This is a genomic window from Rhodococcus sp. AC861, from assembly GCF_979256035.1.
The window spans coordinates 646454-664305 of record NZ_CEEDMW010000003.1 but is presented as its reverse complement, the minus strand read 5'-3'; the positions used below and the strand labels follow the sequence as shown (position 1 = coordinate 664305).

General features: G+C 68.0%; 12 protein-coding genes. 8 read left to right on the top strand and 4 right to left on the bottom strand.

The features are described from left to right. Window positions 1–6: 6 nt before the first annotated feature. From hisG to metH, 4 genes are read right to left on the bottom strand one after another with little or no spacing between them, the layout of a single operon-like run. Window positions 7–858 carry an ATP phosphoribosyltransferase gene (gene hisG / locus AC0IX4_RS12655; RefSeq protein WP_471829172.1) on the bottom strand — a complete coding sequence of 284 codons (852 nt, stop codon included), beginning with the start codon at window positions 856–858 and terminating at the stop codon, window positions 7–9. Window positions 859–905: 47 nt separating this feature from the next. After that, entirely contained in the window at window positions 906–1169 is a 264-nt protein-coding gene (locus tag AC0IX4_RS12650; protein ID WP_042572482.1) for a phosphoribosyl-ATP diphosphatase, read from the bottom strand. 39 nt (window positions 1170–1208) lie between these two features. Continuing rightward, window positions 1209–1877, bottom strand: a complete 669-nt coding sequence (locus tag AC0IX4_RS12645) for an HAD family hydrolase (protein WP_471829171.1) — start codon at window positions 1875–1877, stop codon at window positions 1209–1211. After that, window positions 1870–5439, bottom strand: coding sequence for a methionine synthase (gene metH / locus AC0IX4_RS12640; RefSeq protein WP_471829170.1), 3570 nt, complete (start codon window positions 5437–5439; stop codon window positions 1870–1872). Before metH ends, AC0IX4_RS12645 begins: the two co-directional genes overlap by 8 nt. A gap of 87 nt (window positions 5440–5526) precedes the next feature. On the opposite strand from metH, the gene AC0IX4_RS12635 reads away from it, so the two are divergent. From AC0IX4_RS12635 to AC0IX4_RS12600, 8 genes are all read left to right on the top strand, one after another. Further along, on the top strand, window positions 5527–6438 hold the full coding sequence (locus AC0IX4_RS12635; protein ID WP_056074819.1) for a PAC2 family protein: 912 nt from the start codon (window positions 5527–5529) through the stop codon (window positions 6436–6438). A 16-nt stretch (window positions 6439–6454) separates the two neighbouring features. Beyond that, on the top strand, window positions 6455–7588 hold the full coding sequence (locus AC0IX4_RS12630) for an MFS transporter (protein WP_471829169.1): 1134 nt from the start codon (window positions 6455–6457) through the stop codon (window positions 7586–7588). Between the two features lie 90 nt (window positions 7589–7678). Beyond that, the gene (locus AC0IX4_RS12625; RefSeq protein WP_042572487.1) at window positions 7679–8026 is read left to right on the top strand and encodes a hypothetical protein; all 348 of its coding nucleotides are present in this window, start codon (window positions 7679–7681) and stop codon (window positions 8024–8026) included. After that, window positions 8026–10545: a nitrite reductase large subunit NirB gene (gene nirB / locus AC0IX4_RS12620; protein ID WP_471829168.1), complete on the top strand. Its 2520-nt coding sequence runs from the start codon at window positions 8026–8028 to the stop codon at window positions 10543–10545. The genes AC0IX4_RS12625 and nirB overlap by 1 nt, the downstream gene beginning before the upstream one ends. After that, entirely contained in the window at window positions 10542–10859 is a 318-nt protein-coding gene (locus AC0IX4_RS12615; protein ID WP_471829166.1) for a Rieske (2Fe-2S) protein, read from the top strand. Before nirB ends, AC0IX4_RS12615 begins: the two co-directional genes overlap by 4 nt. Before the next feature lie 17 nt (window positions 10860–10876). Then, a complete protein-coding gene (locus AC0IX4_RS12610) occupies window positions 10877–12367 on the top strand; it encodes a TIGR02677 family protein (RefSeq protein ID WP_471829165.1) in 1491 nt (496 codons plus the stop codon). Continuing rightward, window positions 12364–13695 (top strand): DUF2398 family protein, encoded by a 1332-nt coding sequence (locus tag AC0IX4_RS12605; RefSeq protein ID WP_471829163.1) that lies wholly within the window; start codon window positions 12364–12366, stop codon window positions 13693–13695. The genes AC0IX4_RS12610 and AC0IX4_RS12605 overlap by 4 nt, the downstream gene beginning before the upstream one ends. Further along, window positions 13692–17834 carry a TIGR02680 family protein gene (locus tag AC0IX4_RS12600; RefSeq protein WP_471829162.1) on the top strand — a complete coding sequence of 1381 codons (4143 nt, stop codon included), beginning with the start codon at window positions 13692–13694 and terminating at the stop codon, window positions 17832–17834. Before AC0IX4_RS12605 ends, AC0IX4_RS12600 begins: the two co-directional genes overlap by 4 nt. Window positions 17835–17852 lie beyond the last annotated feature (18 nt).

The following is a 17852-nucleotide window of genomic DNA, read 5'->3' as shown; positions in this document are numbered from 1 at the left end:
GCGGAACTAGAACGCTCGGCAGGACCTGATGTCGGACGCCAGGATCGCCTTGGCACCGAGGTCGGCGAGTTCGTCCATGACGGCGTTGTGGCCCTTGCGCGGCACCATCGCGCGTATCGCGACCCAGGCTTCGTCGGCCAACGGCGACAGCGTCGGCGACTCGAGGCCGGGCGTGATCTTGACGGCATCGTCGAGAATCGTTCGCGGGCAGTCGTAGTCGAGCATCAAGTACTGCTGCGCGAAGACCACGCCCTGAACACGTGCGATCAGTTGGTTGCGTGCCTTGTCGTCGGTGGGCGAACCCTCCCGTTCGATCAACACACCTTCCGAGTCGCACAGCGACTCACCGAAGGCCACCAGATTGTGCTGTCGCAGAGTGCGTCCCGAACCCACCACGTCGGCTATCGCGTCGGCGACACCGAGCTGGATCGAGATCTCGACGGCGCCGTCCAAGCGGATCACGGTGGCCTCGAGGCCACGCGCTGCGAGGTCACGACGAACCAGGTTGGGGTACGAGGTGGCGATGCGGAGGCCCGCCAGATCCTTCGGCGTCCATTCCTTGCCCGCGGGCGCGGCGTAGCGGAACGAGCTGTTGCCGAAGCCCAGAGCGAGGCGTTCCGCCACGGGGGCGCCGGAATCGAGCGCGAGATCCCGACCGGTGATGCCGAGATCGAGTTCACCCGACCCGACATAGATCGCGATGTCCTTGGGGCGGAGGAAGAAGAATTCAACGTTGTTCGACGGGTCGAGCACGGTGAGGTCCCGCGAATCCGCACGGCGGCGGTAGCCGGCTTCGCTCAGGATTTCACCGGCGAGTTCGGACAGGGAACCTTTGTTGGGCACTGCTACGCGAAGCATGATCTACATCCTGTGGTGAGAGAGGTGGGTGAGGAACGCGGACGTGCTCACAGATGTCGGTAGACATCCTCGAGCGACAGGTTCTTGCCCACCATCAACACCTGGACCCAGTACAGGAGCTGCGAGATCTCCTCGGCGAGAGCGTCGTCGCTCTCGTGCTCGGCGGCGATCCACACTTCGCCGGCCTCTTCGAGGATCTTCTTGCCCTGCTGATGCACTCCCGCGTCCAGCGCGGCGACGGTGCCGGAGCCCTCAGGCCTGGTGGCAGCGCGATCGGTGAGCTCGGCGAACAGGGACTCGAAGTTCTTCACGGGTCATGATTGTTCCACGGCGGCGCCGACCCACCGCCATCAGTGTCCTCGAGCGCGCGCAGACCTCAGGTCGTCCAGGGTCAGCCCTTCGAGCGTCGTCCGGAAGGTCCTACCCGGACCCTCGGGCACCCGGACCTCCGACGGCACTACCACGACCGCGCACCCGGCAGCGATCGCCGATTCGGTACCCGTCGGCGAGTCCTCGACGGCCACGCACGACCCCGCGTCCACGCCCAGCATGTGGGCACCCCGCCGATACGGATCCGGAGCGGGCTTCGCATGCTCGACCTCGTCGCCGCACACCGTGGCGTCGAAGCGGTGCCGCCCGAGCGTCTCGAGTGCGATCTCCGTCAGCATGCGCTCGGTGTTGGTCACCAACGCGCACCCCAGACCGGCCGACTTCACCAGATCCAGCGCTGCCTCGGCACCCGGGCGCCACGGCAGCCCCTCACCGAACAGCTCGACCACCCGAGTGTTCAGCCACAGCGCCGCCTCCGCCAGATTCTCCGGCGTCGCCTCACGACCGACATGGGCGAACACCTTCGCCAGGGCACCCATCATGGAGTTGCCCAGAGTGGACTCGCGCACCTCCGGCGTCAGCTCACGGCCCAACGACGCCGACAGCTCGTACACCGCGATGTCCCACAGGCGCTCCGAGTCCAACAACGTCCCGTCCATGTCGAACAAGACGGCCTGGAGCTCAGACATTGAAGTACTTCGCCTCCGGGTGGTGCAGAACGAAGGCATCCGTGGACTGCTCCGGATGCAACTGCAACTCGTCGGACAGGTCCACTCCGATGCGCTGCGGCTCGAGCATCGCGACCAGCTTGATGCGGTCCTCGAGGTCGGGGCACGCACCGTAGCCGAACGAGTAGCGAGCGCCGCGGTACTCGAGCTTGAAGTACCCCTCGACGTTCGACGGATCCTGATCCACCAGCGACCGGCCGTCGGGAAGGACGAGCTCCTCGCGCACACGGCGGTGCCAGTACTCGGCCAAGGCTTCCGTGAGCTGGACGCCGATGCCGTGCACCTCCAGGTAGTCGCGGTACGCATCCGCCTTGAACAGCTCGTTGGCGAAGTCCGCGATGGGCTGACCCATCGTCACGAGGTTCATCGGGAGCACGTCGACGACGCCGGTCTCCCGAGCGAGTTCTCGGGAGCGCACGAAGTCGGCGATGCACAGGAACCGGCCGCGGTCCTGACGAGGGAACGTGAAGCGGAAACGTTCCGCCGCATCGGGTTCGGGAGATTCCAGCACGACGACGTCGTCGCCTTCGGACACCGCCGGGAAGTACCCGTAGACCAGCGCCGCGTGCGCGAGGATGCCGTCGGTGCTCAGACGGTCCAGCCAGTACCGCAGCCGCGGCCGGCCCTCGGTCTCCACCAGATCCTCGTACGTGGCGCCCTCCCCCGCGCGGGCTCCGCGCAGGCCCCACTGGCCGAGGAAGAGTGCACGCTCGTCGAGCAGACCCGAGTACTCGGACAGCGAGATCCCCTTGACGATGCGGCTGCCCCAGAACGGAGGCGACGGCAGTTCCTTCTCGACGGAGACGTCGGACCGCTCGGGGATGACCACGGGTGCTTCGGCGGCCTTGCGCTTCTCCGCGATGCGACGCGAACGCTCGTGCCGTTCCTTACGCTCGGCGGTCTTCTGCTTCGCGGCGAGCGCTTCCTCGCTGTTCTCCGCCGGTGCCACACCACGCTTGGTGTTCATGATGGTGTCCATCAGGCGCAGACCCTCGAAGGCGTCACGTGCGTACGACACGTCGCCGTCGTAGACCTCGGCCAGGTCGTTCTCGACGTACGAGCGCGTGAGTGCTGCGCCTCCCAGCATCACCGGGAACTGCTCCGAGACGCCCTTGGCGTTCATCTCGAGCAGGTTCTCCTTCATGACCACCGTCGACTTCACCAGCAGACCGGACATTCCGATGACGTCCGCCCGCTTGTCGACGGCGGCGTCGAGGATCGCCGAGATGGGCTGCTTGATGCCGAGGTTGACCACCTCGTAGCCGTTGTTGCTCAGAATGATGTCGACGAGGTTCTTGCCGATGTCGTGGACGTCGCCCTTGACGGTGGCCAGGACGATGCGCCCCTTGCCGTCCTCGTCCGACGCTTCCATGTGCGGCTCGAGGTGTGCCACAGCAGCTTTCATGACCTCGGCGGACTGCAGGACGAACGGCAACTGCATCTGTCCGGATCCGAACAGCTCACCGACGGTCTTCATACCGGACAGCAGGGTCTCGTTGATGATCGCGAGCGGCGGCTTCTCCGTCATCGCCTCGTCGAGATCGTCGCCGAGGCCGGCGCGTTCACCGTCCACGATGCGACGCTCGAGTCGGTCGAACAGCGGGAGTCCGGCCAGTTCCTGGGCCCGTGTCTCGCGAGCCGATGCCGCCGAGACGCCCTCGAACAGCGCCATCAGCGCCTGCAGCGGGTCGTACCCCTCGCGGCGACGGTCGTAGACGAGGTCGAGGGCGACCTGGCGCTGCTCCTCGGGAATGCGCGCCATCGGCAGGATTTTCGAGGCGTGCACGATGGCCGTGTCCAGACCGGCCTGCGTGCACTCGTGCAGGAACACCGAGTTGAGCACCTGCCGTGCCGCAGGGTTGAGCCCGAACGAGATGTTCGAGATGCCCAGGGTGAAGTGGACCTCGGGATGACTCTCGTGCAGCCGGCGGATGGCTTCGATGGTCTCGATGCCGTCGCGGCGGACCTCCTCCTGGCCGGTGGAGATGGGGAACGTGAGCGTGTCCAGGATGATGTCCGACTCGGGGAGTCCCCAGTTGTCCCGGATGTCGGCGATGAGGCGCTCGGCGATGCGCACCTTCCAGTCGGCGGTGCGGGCCTGGCCCTCCTCGTCGATGGTCAAGGCCACGACAGCGGCACCGTGCCGCTTGACCAGCGTCATGATGCGCTGGAACCGCGATTCCGGGCCGTCGCCGTCCTCGTAGTTGACGGAGTTGACCGCGCTGCGGCCACCGAGATGTTCGAGGCCCGCTTCGAGCACGGCCGGCTCGGTGGAGTCGAGCATGATCGGCAGTGTCGAGGACGTGGCCAACCGTGATGCCAGGGCGGACATGTCCGCGGCGCCGTCGCGGCCGACGTAGTCGACGTTGAGGTCGAGCATGTGGGCGCCGTCGCGTGTCTGGTCCTTCGCGATGTCGAGGCACTTCTGATAGTCCTCGGACAGCATGGCGTCGCGGAACGCCTTGGAGCCGTTGGAGTTGGTGCGCTCACCGATCATCATGATGCTGGCGTCCTGCTCGAACGGCACGGCCGCATAGAGGGACGACACGCCTCGCTCGGGCTTCGGGTTGCGCACACCCTTGCGCGCATCGTGCACGGCGTCGGCGACCTGGCGGATGTGCTCCGGCGTGGTGCCGCAGCAGCCGCCGACGAGCGCGAGCCCGAATTCGGTGACGAAGCCGCTCAGTGCCTCGGCCAGCTCTTCCGGACCCAGCGGGTACTCCGCGCCGTGAGCTCCGAGCTGCGGCAGTCCTGCATTGGGCATGACCGAGATCGGCAGTGTGGAGTGCTTGCTCAGATGGCGGAGGTGCTCGCTCATCTCGGCAGGACCCGTGGCGCAGTTCAGGCCGATCAGGTCCACCCCGAGCGGCTCGATCGCCGTCAGAGCCGCGCCGATCTCACTTCCCAGGAGCATGGTGCCCGTGGTCTCGACCGTGACGTGGGTGATGATCGGGATCCGGATGCCGAGCTGCTCCATCGCGGCCTGGCTGCCGAGGATGGCTGCCTTGACCTGCAGCAGGTCCTGGCACGTCTCGATCAACACCGCGTCGGCGCCGCCGTCGATCATGCCGAGCGCCGCCTCGGCATACGCGTCGCGCAGTGCGCGGAACGGTGCATGCCCCAGCGTCGGGAGCTTGGTTCCGGGGCCCATGGATCCGAGAACGAAACGGCCCATGCCGTCGCGACCGGGTCCCATCCCGTCGGCGACCTCACGGGCCAGAACAGTGCCCTTGTACGACAGTTCACGGATGCGGTCCGAGATGTCGTAGTCCGCCAGGTTAGGCAGGTTGCAGCCGAACGTGTTGGTCTCGACCGCGTCGGCGCCCGCCTCGAAATATGCGCGATGTATGTGACGGAGCACATCGGGGCGGGTGTCGTTGAGAATTTCGTTGCAGCCCTCGAGACCGTTGAAGTCGTCCAAGGTCAGGTCCGCTGCCTGCAGCATTGTTCCCATGGCACCGTCTCCGATGACAACGCGCTGAGAGAGCGCATCGAGCAGGCGTGAACGGAATTCGACTGGCATGTGCTCAACAGTAGTGGTCGGTCCCGACACCTCTGGTCGTAGGCTGGGTGGGTGAGTGCGCCAGAAACGCCCCAGGGCGATTCCCCCGTGGTTCGAGACCCCAGTGAGATCCAGGAAACGGTCGATTCCGAGCTGGGCGAGATCCTCCCTACCCTGCGCGCCCCGATTCTCGTCGCCGCCTTCGAAGGGTGGAACGACGCGGGTGACGCCGCGAGCGGTGCCGTCGAGCATCTCGAGCTCATCTGGGACGCGACACCTCTGGCGGAGCTGGACTCCGAGGACTACTACGACTACCAGGTGAACCGGCCCACCGTGCGCCAGGTCGACGGTGTCACCCGCGAGATCGAGTGGCCGTCGACGCGGTTGTCGGTGTGCTCGCCTCCCGGCAGCGACCGCGACGTGGTTCTCCTGCGCGGTATCGAGCCCAACATGCGCTGGCGGAGCTTCTGCGACGACCTGCTCGAGTTCATCGACCAGCTCGGCGTCGAAACGGTCGTCATTCTCGGCGCGCTGCTCGCCGACACACCGCACACCAGGCCCGTTCCGGTGACCGGCACCGCGTACAGCACCGAGTCGGCGGAGCAGTTCAACCTCGAGCAGACCCGGTACGAGGGCCCGACCGGCATCACCGGAGTGCTTCAGGACGAATGCGTCAAGGCAGGCATCCCGGCCGTGTCCCTGTGGGCAGCGGTTCCGCACTACGTCTCGCAGCCGCCCAACCCGAAGGCCACCGTCGCCCTGCTGCAGCGCGTCGAGGACGTCCTCGACATCGAGGTGCCTCTCGGCGAACTTCCTTCGTTGGCCGAGGACTGGGAGGAGTCGGTCACCGAGATGACCAAGGACGACGACGAGATCGCCGAGTACGTCCGCACTCTCGAAGAGCGCGGCGACGCCGAGGTCGACATGTCCGAGGCCGTCTCCAAGGTGGACGGTGACGCGCTGGCCGCCGAGTTCGAGCGCTACCTACGCCGACGGGGTCCCGGAAGCTTCGGGTTGTGACGCGCGCTCGTCACCGGTGAGCTCGCGACTCGCACGGCTCCGCATCGGCGCTCTGTACGCCGGCGGCTTCCTCGGCCCGTTCGGCGGCGGAGTGGTGTCGTCGATGCTGCCCGAGATGGGGGCAGACCTGGGTGTGTCCACCGGGTCGGCGGCATCCACCCTCAGTGCGTACCTGTTCCCGTTCGCGCTGGCCATGCTCGTGTCGGGCACCCTCGGCGCGCGGTGGGGCCGCGTGCGCACCGTGCGCCTCGCCTACCTTCTCTACGTCGTCTCCTCGCTCCTGTGCGCGGTCGCGCCCACGCTCGACCTGCTGCTGGGTGCGCGCGCTCTCCAGGGCATCGGCAATTCCTTCACGACGCCGTTGCTTCTCGCGTCACTGGCTGCCGTGACTCCGCGCGAGCGCCTGGGACGGGTTCTCGGCACGTTCGGCGCCCTGCAGGCAGCAGGTCAGACCAGCGCTCCGCTGGTCGGTGGCCTCGCCGCGGAGTTCGACTGGCGGTATGCGTTCGTCGTGCTGGCCGTCGTCGCTGCGATCCTCGGATTCGTCGGACTTCCCCCGGCGACATCGCCGTCCACCCCCGGCGGTCGTCCCGAACGCCTCCGCGACGCCCTCACCGTCCCGGTCCTGCGCGTGGCGGTGGTCGCGCTCCTCGGCTGGGGCGCCCTGGGAGGCCTCAACTTCCTCGTCGCCTTCCGCGCCGAGGACACGTTCGGCCTGTCCTCCACCCAGCGCGGACTGCTGCTGACCGTGTTCGGCGTCGCCGGAATCCTGGTGGCACGGCGCGTCGGTGGACTGATCGACCGCATCGGGCCACGTCGGGCGATCGTGGGCGCCGCTCCTGTCGGCGCGGGCCTCGTCGCCCTCGCCGGCACCATGCCCAGCCTGGTGGTCGTCGGCCTCGTCTGGGCGGCAGCGGGTGTCGCCAGCCAGTTCATCCTCGTCGGCGTCAACGCCGCTGTCCTCGGCTCGTCGGGGGCGAACCGCGGCGGCGCCGTGTCGGTCGTCCAGTCGTTCCGGTTCTCCGGGGCGGCCTTCGCTCCTCTCGCGCTCACCCCGCTGTACGGGGTGCACCCGACGCTGGCCTTCGTCATCCCCGCCGTCCTGCTGGCAGTGGTCGCGCCGCTGGTGATGACCGGGCCGAAGACCTGACAGCGCGCCGGTCGCGCTCGAGAGTGAATGATGACGCCGCCGTAACACGAGCGCAGCAGTGCCGTCACCGCGTGCACGGACAGTCGTGCCATGGCCAGCACTCCGAAGTTCATCCAAGGCGTCTTTCCCTTCGTCGGGCACGGCCTGGGCAAGTCCGAGCTTCTCGACGCCGCCACGGCATACACCGTTCCGTCGGGCCTGACCGCCCAGCCGCTCTACTTCCGCGGCGGTAACTCCTCCGACGAACTGGTCGTCGTCACGCTCACGCGCGACGGAGAGTCGATGCGCGTGTTCCCGATGGGCGCGAAGGCGAGCGTCAACGTTCCGCTGCGCGTCGTCGAGGACGTCGATCCGGACTCGGTTCTCGAACTCACCGTCGCCGCACCCGACGGCTGCAGCGGCGAGGTCGTCGTCGACTTCGGAATGATGATCTTCTGATGTCGCCTGCAGCAGGACGGCACCGACTGCTCGTCGTCGGCAACGGAATGGCGGGGGCTCGCACCGTCGAGGAAATCCTCGGCCGCGACCCCGACAAGTTCGACGTCACGATGATCGGCGACGAGCCGTACGGCAACTACAACCGGATCATGCTCTCGCACGTGCTCTCGGGTGAGTCGTCCATCGACGACGACGATCTGATGCTCAACCCCATGGCCTGGTACCGGGAGAACGGCGTCACCCTCCACGTCGGTGACCGGGCGGTCGCGCTGGACCGATTCGCCAAGAACGTGACGTGCGAGAGCGGGCGAGTCGTCCCGTACGACACGGTGATCATCGCGACCGGCAGCACGACGTTCTTCCCCAACATGGACGGACTGCGTGAGGCCGACGGCCGACTGGCGCGTGGCGTCTTCGGTTTCCGGACGATCGAGGACACCAACGGGATGCTGCAGATGGCGTCCTCCCGCGACGGCATCCGCGCCGTCGTCATCGGTGGCGGATTGCTGGGCCTCGAAGCCGCCTACGGTCTGCGCACGCAGGGCATAGACGTGGACGTCGTGCACTCCCCCGGTCACCTGATGAACCAGCAGCTCGACGAACGCGGTGGACGCGTGCTGCGCAACAAGATCGAGGACCTCGGCGTCGGCGTCTACACGTCCAAGCGCACCACGGCGGTGCTGCGGGACGACAGCGGCGCCGTCACCGGGGTCGCGTTCAACGACGGTTCCACCCTGCCCGCGGACATGATCGTCGTGACGGCCGGCATCCGCCCCAACGTCGACCTCGCGCGGCGTGCCGGACTTGTGATCGAGCGCGGCATCGTCGTCGACGATCAGATGCGGTGCGAGGACGAAGGGGCGATCCACGCGGTCGGAGAATGCTGCCAGCACCGCGGTGAGGTGTACGGCCTCGTGGCTCCCTTGTGGGAGCAGGCGTCGGTCCTGGCCGACGTGCTGACCGGTGCGAATCCGGCTGCGGCATATCATGGTTCGCGACTGACGACGAAGCTGAAGGTCGCGGGCGTCGACGTCGCCGCGATGGGCGTCAAGGGCCCCGAGCGGGACACCGACGAGTTCGTGCAGTTCTACGAACCCCGGAGCGGCACCTACAAGTCGGTGGTGGTGCGCGACAACAAGCTGATCGGCGCGATGCTGCTGGGCGACATCAGCAAGGTGAGCTTCCTGACCCAGGCGTTCGACGAGAAGGTGCCGCTGCCCGACGAGCGCATCAGCATGCTGTTCGACATGGGCACACCCAGTGCCGAGACCGGTGCGGCCGAGCTGTCCGACGACGTGCAGGTGTGCAACTGCAACGGGGTCACCAAGGGTGACATCGTCGCGTGCGTGCACGGCGGGGCCACCACTGTTTCCGAGGTCGTGGGAAAGACCCGTGCGGGCAAAGGCTGCGGGTCGTGCAAAGGCCTGGTCGCGGACATCGTCGCCTGCGCTGCCGGCGGAGCACTCGCTGTCGATCCCGCGGCCGACTGGTACGTCCCCTGCATTCCGATGTCCAAGCCCGAGCTCATCGAGGCCGTCCGCTCGCAGAACCTCCGGTCCGTCTCCGCAGTGTTCGATGCGCTGGCCGATGCCGAGGATGCGACAGCGAAGATGCCGCTGGCCTCGTTGCTGCGCGTGGTCTGGGGACCCGACTGGGTCGACGAGCGTGGCGCGCTGTTCATCAACGACCGCGTACACGCCAACATCCAGCGCGACGGCACCTTCTCCGTCGTCCCACAGATGAAGGGCGGCGTGACGACCCCGGACCAGCTGCGGAAGATCGCGGACGTCGCGGACAAGTACGGGGTCCCACTGGTCAAGGTCACCGGTGGTCAGCGCATCGACCTGCTCGGCATCAAAAAAGAAGACCTGCCGAAGGTGTGGGGCGATCTCGACATGCCGTCCGGGTACGCCTACGGCAAGAGCATGCGCACCGTGAAGACGTGTGTCGGTAGCGATTTCTGCCGCTTCGGGCTGGGCGATTCGACAGCACTCGGCATCGCGATCGAGGAGCGATTCCAGGGCCTCGAAACTCCCGCGAAGCTCAAGTTGGCCGTAGCCGGATGCCCCCGCAACTGCTCCGAGGCGCTCTGCAAGGACTTCGGTGTGGTGGCCGTCGGCGACGGCCGGTGGGAGATCTACGTCGGCGGCGCGGCCGGCGCACATATCCGCAAGGGCGACGTTCTCGCGACCGTCGACTCCCCCGAGGAAGTCCTCACCCTCGCGGGCCGGTTCATCCAGTACTACCGCGAGGAGGCCAAGTGGCTCGAGCGGACCTACGCCTTCGTGCCGCGGGTCGGCCTCGAAACGCTGCAGCGACTGCTCGTCGACGATGCCGAGGGCCTCTGTGCAGGACTCGACGAGCGCATCCAGATCTCCATCGACGGCTACACCGATCCGTGGAAGGAACGTGCGGCGCCGCGGTCACCCGCCCAGTTCGCACCCTCCCTCCCCCTGCTCCCGCTGCCTCAGGTGCCGGTTCGACCCCGACCGGCCTCCGGCCTTCCCGCAATCCGATGACCACAGCACAGGCGACCGTCGTGGGGACCGTCGACGATCTCACCCCCGGTGAAGGCCGTACCTACGTCGTCGACGGGCGACAGATCGCCGTCTTCCTCCTGACCGACGGGACGGTGCGCGCCATGGACGCGGTATGCCCACATCGCGGCGGGCCGCTGGCGGACGGGCAGATCGACGGAGCAGTCGTCGTGTGTCCCCTGCACCAGTACCAGTTCTCCCTGGACACCGGCCGGTGCACCACCGAGGGCTTCGGAACGGTCGCGACCTACAGTGCCGACGTCGTCGACGGGCAGGTGGCTGTCCGACTGTCCTGACCGCCTACCCTGTTGCAGTGACCGAATCCGCCGACTCCTACGTGGTGGACGACAGGCTCCGGCTCTTCTCGTTCGCCACAGCCGAGAAACGTGCCGACTACCTGCGGGTTCTTCGAGCGTTCGACCATGCCCGCGCCGGATACGTCGTGCTCCTGCACGCCGGTGAGGTGTCCGACATCCTGGCCCGCACCGAGGGCGCCGACGTTCTCACCGGTGTGGAGATCAGCCCGCTGCTCGAACAGCTGCACACCTGGGGAGTGCTCGAACGGAGCTACGACGGCACGCGCGCGGCGACCCTTGCCGAGTACCGCAACCGGCATTACGTCTACCAATTCGGACAGGTCGGATATCAGGCATACCGCGCGGTCGAGGACGTGCTCGCGGCTCGTCCCGAGGACGCGTCGTTGTCGCGGCTGGTCCTGCCGGAGTTGCTCGGAGACCTCGCCGAGCTGGCCGCGGCGAACAGCGCCGGCGATGCCGATCTGGTCTACCGCAAGCTGAACCGGTTGGACACGGCGCTGGGCGACATGGCCACTCGCGCCGCGCACTTCTACCTCTCACTCGGTGACCTGGTAAGGACGACGGATGTCACCCCGGAATCGTTCCTCGCGCACAAGGACGCTCTGCTCTCCCACATGCGCGAGTTCAGCCTCGACCTGGCTCGTTACGGACCCAAGCTCACGGCGGCGATCGAGAAGGTGGACGCCACCGGGCTCGAGGCCCTGCTCGATCGCGCCGCTGCGAGCGACGAGAGAGTGTTCCTGACCCCCGACGAGCGGCGCGCCGACTGGGCGGGGCGGTGGACGGGACTCGTTCACTGGTTCAGCTCGACGGACGGTGATCCGACCGAGTCGGATCGACTCCGCGAGGGCACGATGAGTGCCATCGCCGCCGTCCTGTCGTTGCTGCGCCGCGTCACCGAGACCCGCAAGGGCGGGGTCAGTCGCGAGTCCCAGCTGCGACATCTGGCCGGGTGGTTTGCGTCCGCACCCACCGAGGACGCCGCCCACGCCCTGTTCGGCGCCGTGTTCGGGTTGGGGAGACCACGCCACCTCTCGATGGTCCACCCCGACGACGACATCGTTCCCGTGTCCCGGTCGTGGTGGGACGCACCGCCGGTGGAGATCTCGCGCACGCTGGCGGAGACCGGTCGACCGCCCGCGGCCGGTGCACCGGCGCGAGTGCAGCGCAACGATTCCGGTGTACGACGCCTCCGCGAACAGCAGTTGAGTGTGCAGAGGCGGCGAGCCGACGCTGCCCGGTCCCTGGCCGATCACGGTGTGTACGAACGCGACCTGACCGGTGAGGAAACGGACGTGCTGCTCGGCCTGCTCAATGCTGCACTGACTGCCCGTGTTCCCGTGTCCGGTCGCGTCGGCTCCTCCACCGGCTCCGAGGGCGGCGTGACCCTGACTCTCGCTCCGCACGAGCGGTCCACCGTCGTCCGCACGGAACGTGGACTGCTGCACCTCGATCGACTGTCCCTGACCATCGGTACGCGGCGATGAGGGCGCGGACGATCCCGAGCCTCGCGCTCGACTCGTACCAGCGTGCTGCGCGAACAGTGTTGTCCCACCACCTGATCACCCGCACGTATCCCGACCGCATCGCGCTACCGCTGGTCCGCCGCTGGGCGACGGAGTTGCGGGAGGACATGCTGGAGATGTTCGGGTACCGGCTCGAGGTCACCGAGACCACGGCTCGGCTCTACCCGGTGCTGGACCGCCTGGACCCGACCCAACCTGCTCGCACCGCGTCCGACCGGGTCTTCGACCGCCGCCGGTACTCGTTCCTCGCGTTGTCCCTCGCTGCCCTGGGCCGCGCCGGTGACCAGATCACGTTGTCGGAGTTGGCAGATCACGTTGCCGCCGAAGCCGGCCGCGTCGTCGGCGTGGACCTGGACACCGAGCGTGCCGCCGATCGCGACGCCTTCGTCGATGCCGTCGGTTGGCTGTCCGCCCGCGGCGCCATCACCCTGGCCGACGGAGACGCCGGTGGCTGGGCGAGCAATCCCGACGCCGGCGAAGCCCTGTACGACATCGATCGATCCGTCGTCGTCGCGTTGTTCCGACCACCGCGCGCCGTCCAGCATCTGCGCAGCGCCGCAGGGCTTCTGGCCGACCCGACGGACGACTCTCGACGGGCCAGGCGGGCGTTGGTCGAACGGCCCGTGGTCTACCTGAACGACGCAACACTCGACCCCGCATCGATCGACGACGTGCGCCTGCTGACCGGGCTGGCGGTGGAACGTCGCGCCGAAGGAGTGGCCCTGATCGACACGTCGGGCCGACTGTCGGACACCAGATTCCCGTCCACGGGCACCGTCGCACAGGTCGCTCTGCTCCTGGCCGGCGAGATCGCCGACCGCGTGCTCGACCCCGACGTCGAGGACGGACGCACCGTCGAGGCGCCTGCCGACCGCACCGCGGAACTGATCGACGCCCTCGACTCCGCCATCCCCGACGGTAGCGTCTTCGATTCTCTCGCAGACGATCTCGCCGACGACAAGTCCGAGGACGACGCGGACGACATCGAGCCCGGCCGGCATCCGTTCCTCGCCGACGAGTGGATAGACGACACGGTCGGAGCGCTCGTCGACGCGTACGGCCGTACCTTTGCCGCCCAGTGGCAGTCCGACCGTCTCGGAGTTCGCCGAGCGGCAGTCCGACTCCTCACCGACCTGTCGCTCGTCGCGCCGGTCCGCGGTGGAATCGTCGCCCTCCCTGCCCTCGCTCGCTATCGGGGCGTCGTCGTCACTGTCCGCGAGCACGCCACGATCCAACTTTTCCCACCGTCCGGCATCGGGCAGTCCGAGTTCCAGGAGTTCACCCCGTGACGTCGAGTACCAGGTTCAAGCCCACGCGCGCCGGAATCGTCAACCTGTGGGATTACCGCGATCAGGAATTCTCGTTCGCCGACGGCCGCCTCGTGCTCCGCGGACCCAACGGATCGGGCAAGACCAAGGCGCTCGAGGTGCTCTTCCCCTTCGTCCTCGACGGCCGTATCGAACCCCGTCGACTCAACCCGTTCGCCGGCGAGGAGCGGACGATGAAGTCCAACCTCCTGTACCGGGGCCAGGATTCGGCGCACTCGTACGTGTGGATGGAGTTCGCCCGAGGTGACCGTGACGACCCTGAAGCGGTCACTGTCGGTATCGGCATGCGCGCCACCAAGTCCGCGGACAAGGTCACGCGCTGGTATTTCGTCGCGGAGGGGCGCGTCGGGGTCGACTTCTCCCTGTTCGGCGCCGACGACCGCCCGCTGACCAAGAAGCAGCTCGCAGAACTCATCGGCACCGACGCCATCGTCGACCGCCCGGTCGACTACCGGGCCGCGATCGACGCCCGCATGTTCGGGCTGGGCGCGGAACGCTACGACCAGTTGATCACCCTCATCCTGACCTTGCGCCGCCCGCAGCTGGCCAAGAATCTGGACCCGAAGGGATTGTCGCGCGCGCTGTCGGACGGCCTCCGCCCCCTCGACGAACACCTCGTCCTGGAGGCGGCACGGTCGTTCAGCGACATGGAGGAGGTCGGCCGCGCCCTCGAGGGCCTGGTGCAGGCGGACCTCGCGTCGAAGCGTTTCGTCGGCGTCTACTCCACCTACCTCGGCGTCCAGGCGAAGACCGACGTCGACCAGGTCACGCGCCGGCTCGAGGCTGTCGATCACGCCACCGTCGCGCTGTTCGCCGCGAAGGAATTACGGGAGCGGCGTCGAATCGAGCGGGTGGAGGCGGAGACGAGGTTCGAAGCCGCCGAGCGCGCACTCGATCTCGCGGTCGCCGATCAGCAGACCCTGCAACGGTCGACGGCGTACGAGGGCAAGCAACAACTCGACGATCTGGCCGACGCGGTGCGCAAGCTCGAGGTGTCCACCGGGCAACAACGGGACAAGGCGAGCAAGGCACTCGAGTCGGTCGATGTCCGGCGTCGTGAATCCGAGGCTGCGGCAGCGTCGTTGCGTGAGGCCACCGCCGCCATCTCCCGCGCCGAGGACGAACTTCTGGCAGCCGCCGAAGACGCCGGCATCGCCTGGACGCCGCTCCCCCGCGACGCCCGAACGGATCAGATCACCGCGGCCGTGCGCGGTCATGCGGAGGAACGGGACGGCGACGTCCGCGCCGTGCGTGCAGCGCTGGCGGTCGTCGACCGCGCCACTACCGAACGCACGCGAACCGAACGCGCAGCGTCGCGTGCCCACGAGTCGCACGATGCGTCGTCGGCGGCGGTTCACGAGGCGGAGGCAGCCGTCGAGATCGCCCGATCGACGTACGCGGAATCGTTGCGCGCGTGGTGGTCACAGCATTCGGCACGACTCGGCGTCCCCGGACTGATCGAGTCGGTGACCGACGCGGTCGCGACCGTCGGGCAGGACGACGCTCCGTCACCGGCCGAGGTGCTGAGCGACGGTGTGCGCGATCTTCTCGACACCGTGCGTGATCGACGATCAGCAGCCCTGCAGACGCGTGACGACGCCGCGGGCACCATCGCGGACCTGACGGCCGAAAGAGCGTCGATCGCAGCCGAACACGACGATGCTCCGGCGCCGCCGGCGACTCGGACCGGTGACAGGTCCGGGCTCTCGGGCGCCCCGTTCTGGACGCTCGTGCGGTTCGCCGACGGCGTCCCGGCCGACGAGGCAGCGGGCGTCGAGGCGGCGCTCGAAGCCTCCGGGATGCTCGATGCGTGGGTCGCCGAAACCGTTCCGGCGGGCAGGGAGTCGGAACAGTTCCTCGTTCCGGCCGATGCCGTCGACGGACCGTCGCTGGCGGACGTCCTGCTCGTCGAAACCGACATCTCTGTTCCGCATGATCTGGTGCAGCGCATCCTCACGTCCGTGTCTTTGACTGCGGACGGCGACGGGGTCCGCGTCGGACGCGACGGAACCTTCCGACACGGCGTCGTCCTCGGTCGCCACCACAAGCCGACCGCCGAATACATCGGTGCAACGGCTCGCGCCTCACGTCGCGCTGCGCGCATCGCCGAGATCGATGCGGCTCTCGAGGCGGCCGAATCGCGCCGTGACGACGCCGAACGCATCGCCGAGGACGCCCGCGCGCATATCGACGGTATCCGCGCCGCGGTCGGCGCGATGCCCCGTGCATCGGCCGTCACCTCGGCGTTGCGCACCGTCTCGTCCGCTGCGGGCGCACTGCGCTCGACCGCGGACGCCGCGACCGCAGCCGACCGGGAACTCGATCGTGCCGTGGCCGACCTGACCGCTGCCGAGCGCCGCCTTCGTAGCGATGCCGTGGCCCGTCGTGCGCCGTACACCCCTCGCGACCTCGATGCACTTGCCGCTGCGATCCGGCACTTCGAGAACACCGGGTCGTCGATACTGCGCTACCGGGGCGACTCCGATCGGTCCGCCGAGCGCGACCGTGAGGCGTCCGGTCGCCTCGACGAGGCGCAGATCCTCGCGGAGGAATACGCCGAGGAAGCGGCGATCGCCGAGACGGAGTACGAGCAGCAGTTCACCAAGCTGGAGACCTTGCGGGACGCGCTGGGTGCGGGAGCCGACAAGATCGACGCCGAACTCGACGCGGTACGCCGACGCATCGAGGCCTGCAAGACGGAGCAGCGGGCGGCGACCAAGGCCGACCGTGAATCAGGGGAAGCGATCGGCAAGGCAGAGGGTGCCCACGAGACCGCCGTCGCCGGGTTGACGACGGCGCTCACCGAAGCCCTGTCCGATGCGGGCCGGCTGGCACCGTACGCACACCGTGATCTGCTGACCGTCCTCGGCGCGGCCCGCGACTGCACATGGCCGGCGAGTGATGCGGCATGGTCCACCGTCGAGCAACTCCTGTACCGCATCGACTCGGCTGCAGGCCCCGACGATGCTCCGGACGTGCTGCCGGTCGAAGTCCGCCGTCTGCACCTCGAGCTGAGCACCGCAACCGAGCGGGTGAAGGCCGGCGACGCGTCGCGGCGGTCCACACGGAGCGCACTGACGGCCGCGCTCCAGGAGTTCGACGCCCAGCTCGCGGCATCCGGTCAGGACTTCCGCCTCAGCTGGGACGCAGCGGACGGCGTGACGGTCGTGCGAGTACAGGACGAGCAGGGACATGCGACCATCGCCGACTTCGCCGACCGCATCGATGCGGCGCGACGGGACCAGGAAACCCTGCTCACCGACGCCGAGCGCCGCATCCTCGAAGATGCCCTGCTCACCGGTCTCGCTCAGCAGATCCACGAGCGCACCGTCGATGCCCGCGAACTGATCGCGCGCATGGGGTCGGAGATGAAGCAGCGGCGGATGTCCTCGGGCAACACAATCGGAGTGCACTGGGTCCTGGCCGACACTCTCGACGACAGCACCCGCGCGGTGTCGAAGTTGCTCGAGCGCGACGCGTCGGCTCTGGGACCGGACGAGCTCGCCGAGATGCGCATGCACTTCGCCGCGCAGATCCGGACCGCTCGTGCACAGCACCCGGAGCGCTCGTACCCCGAGATCCTGTCGACCGCACTGGATTACCGGCAGTGGCGTGTCTTCGCGTTCACCCTCATCGGCTCGGACGGCACGGAGGACCGACTGACCGTGGCACGCCACAGCGCACTGTCGGGCGGCGAACAGTCCGTCTCGCTGCACCTTCCGCTCTTCGCGGCAGCGCACGTGATGCTGTCGTCGGCCGATCCGCACTCCCCCCGGCTGCTCGCTCTCGACGAGGCCTTCGCCGGCGTCGACGACAACGGTCGCAGCGAACTCCTCGGTCTCAGCGTGCAATTCGACCTCGACCTCTTCATGACCGGCTACGACCTGTGGATCACCTACGGCGACGTTCCCGGCTGCGCGCACTACGACCTGGCGCACTCCACCGCCGAGAACACCGTCAGCGCAGCCCTTCTCGTCTGGGAGAACGGGGAGCTGCTCGCCGAGCACGACGGCAGCGACCTGGCCGCGGCACTCGGGTCGCCGCTCACCCGACGCGTGACGGCGCCGGCGGTGGGTGGGCTGGACTTCGCGGAGGTGTAGGTGGCGTCAGCGGTCAGC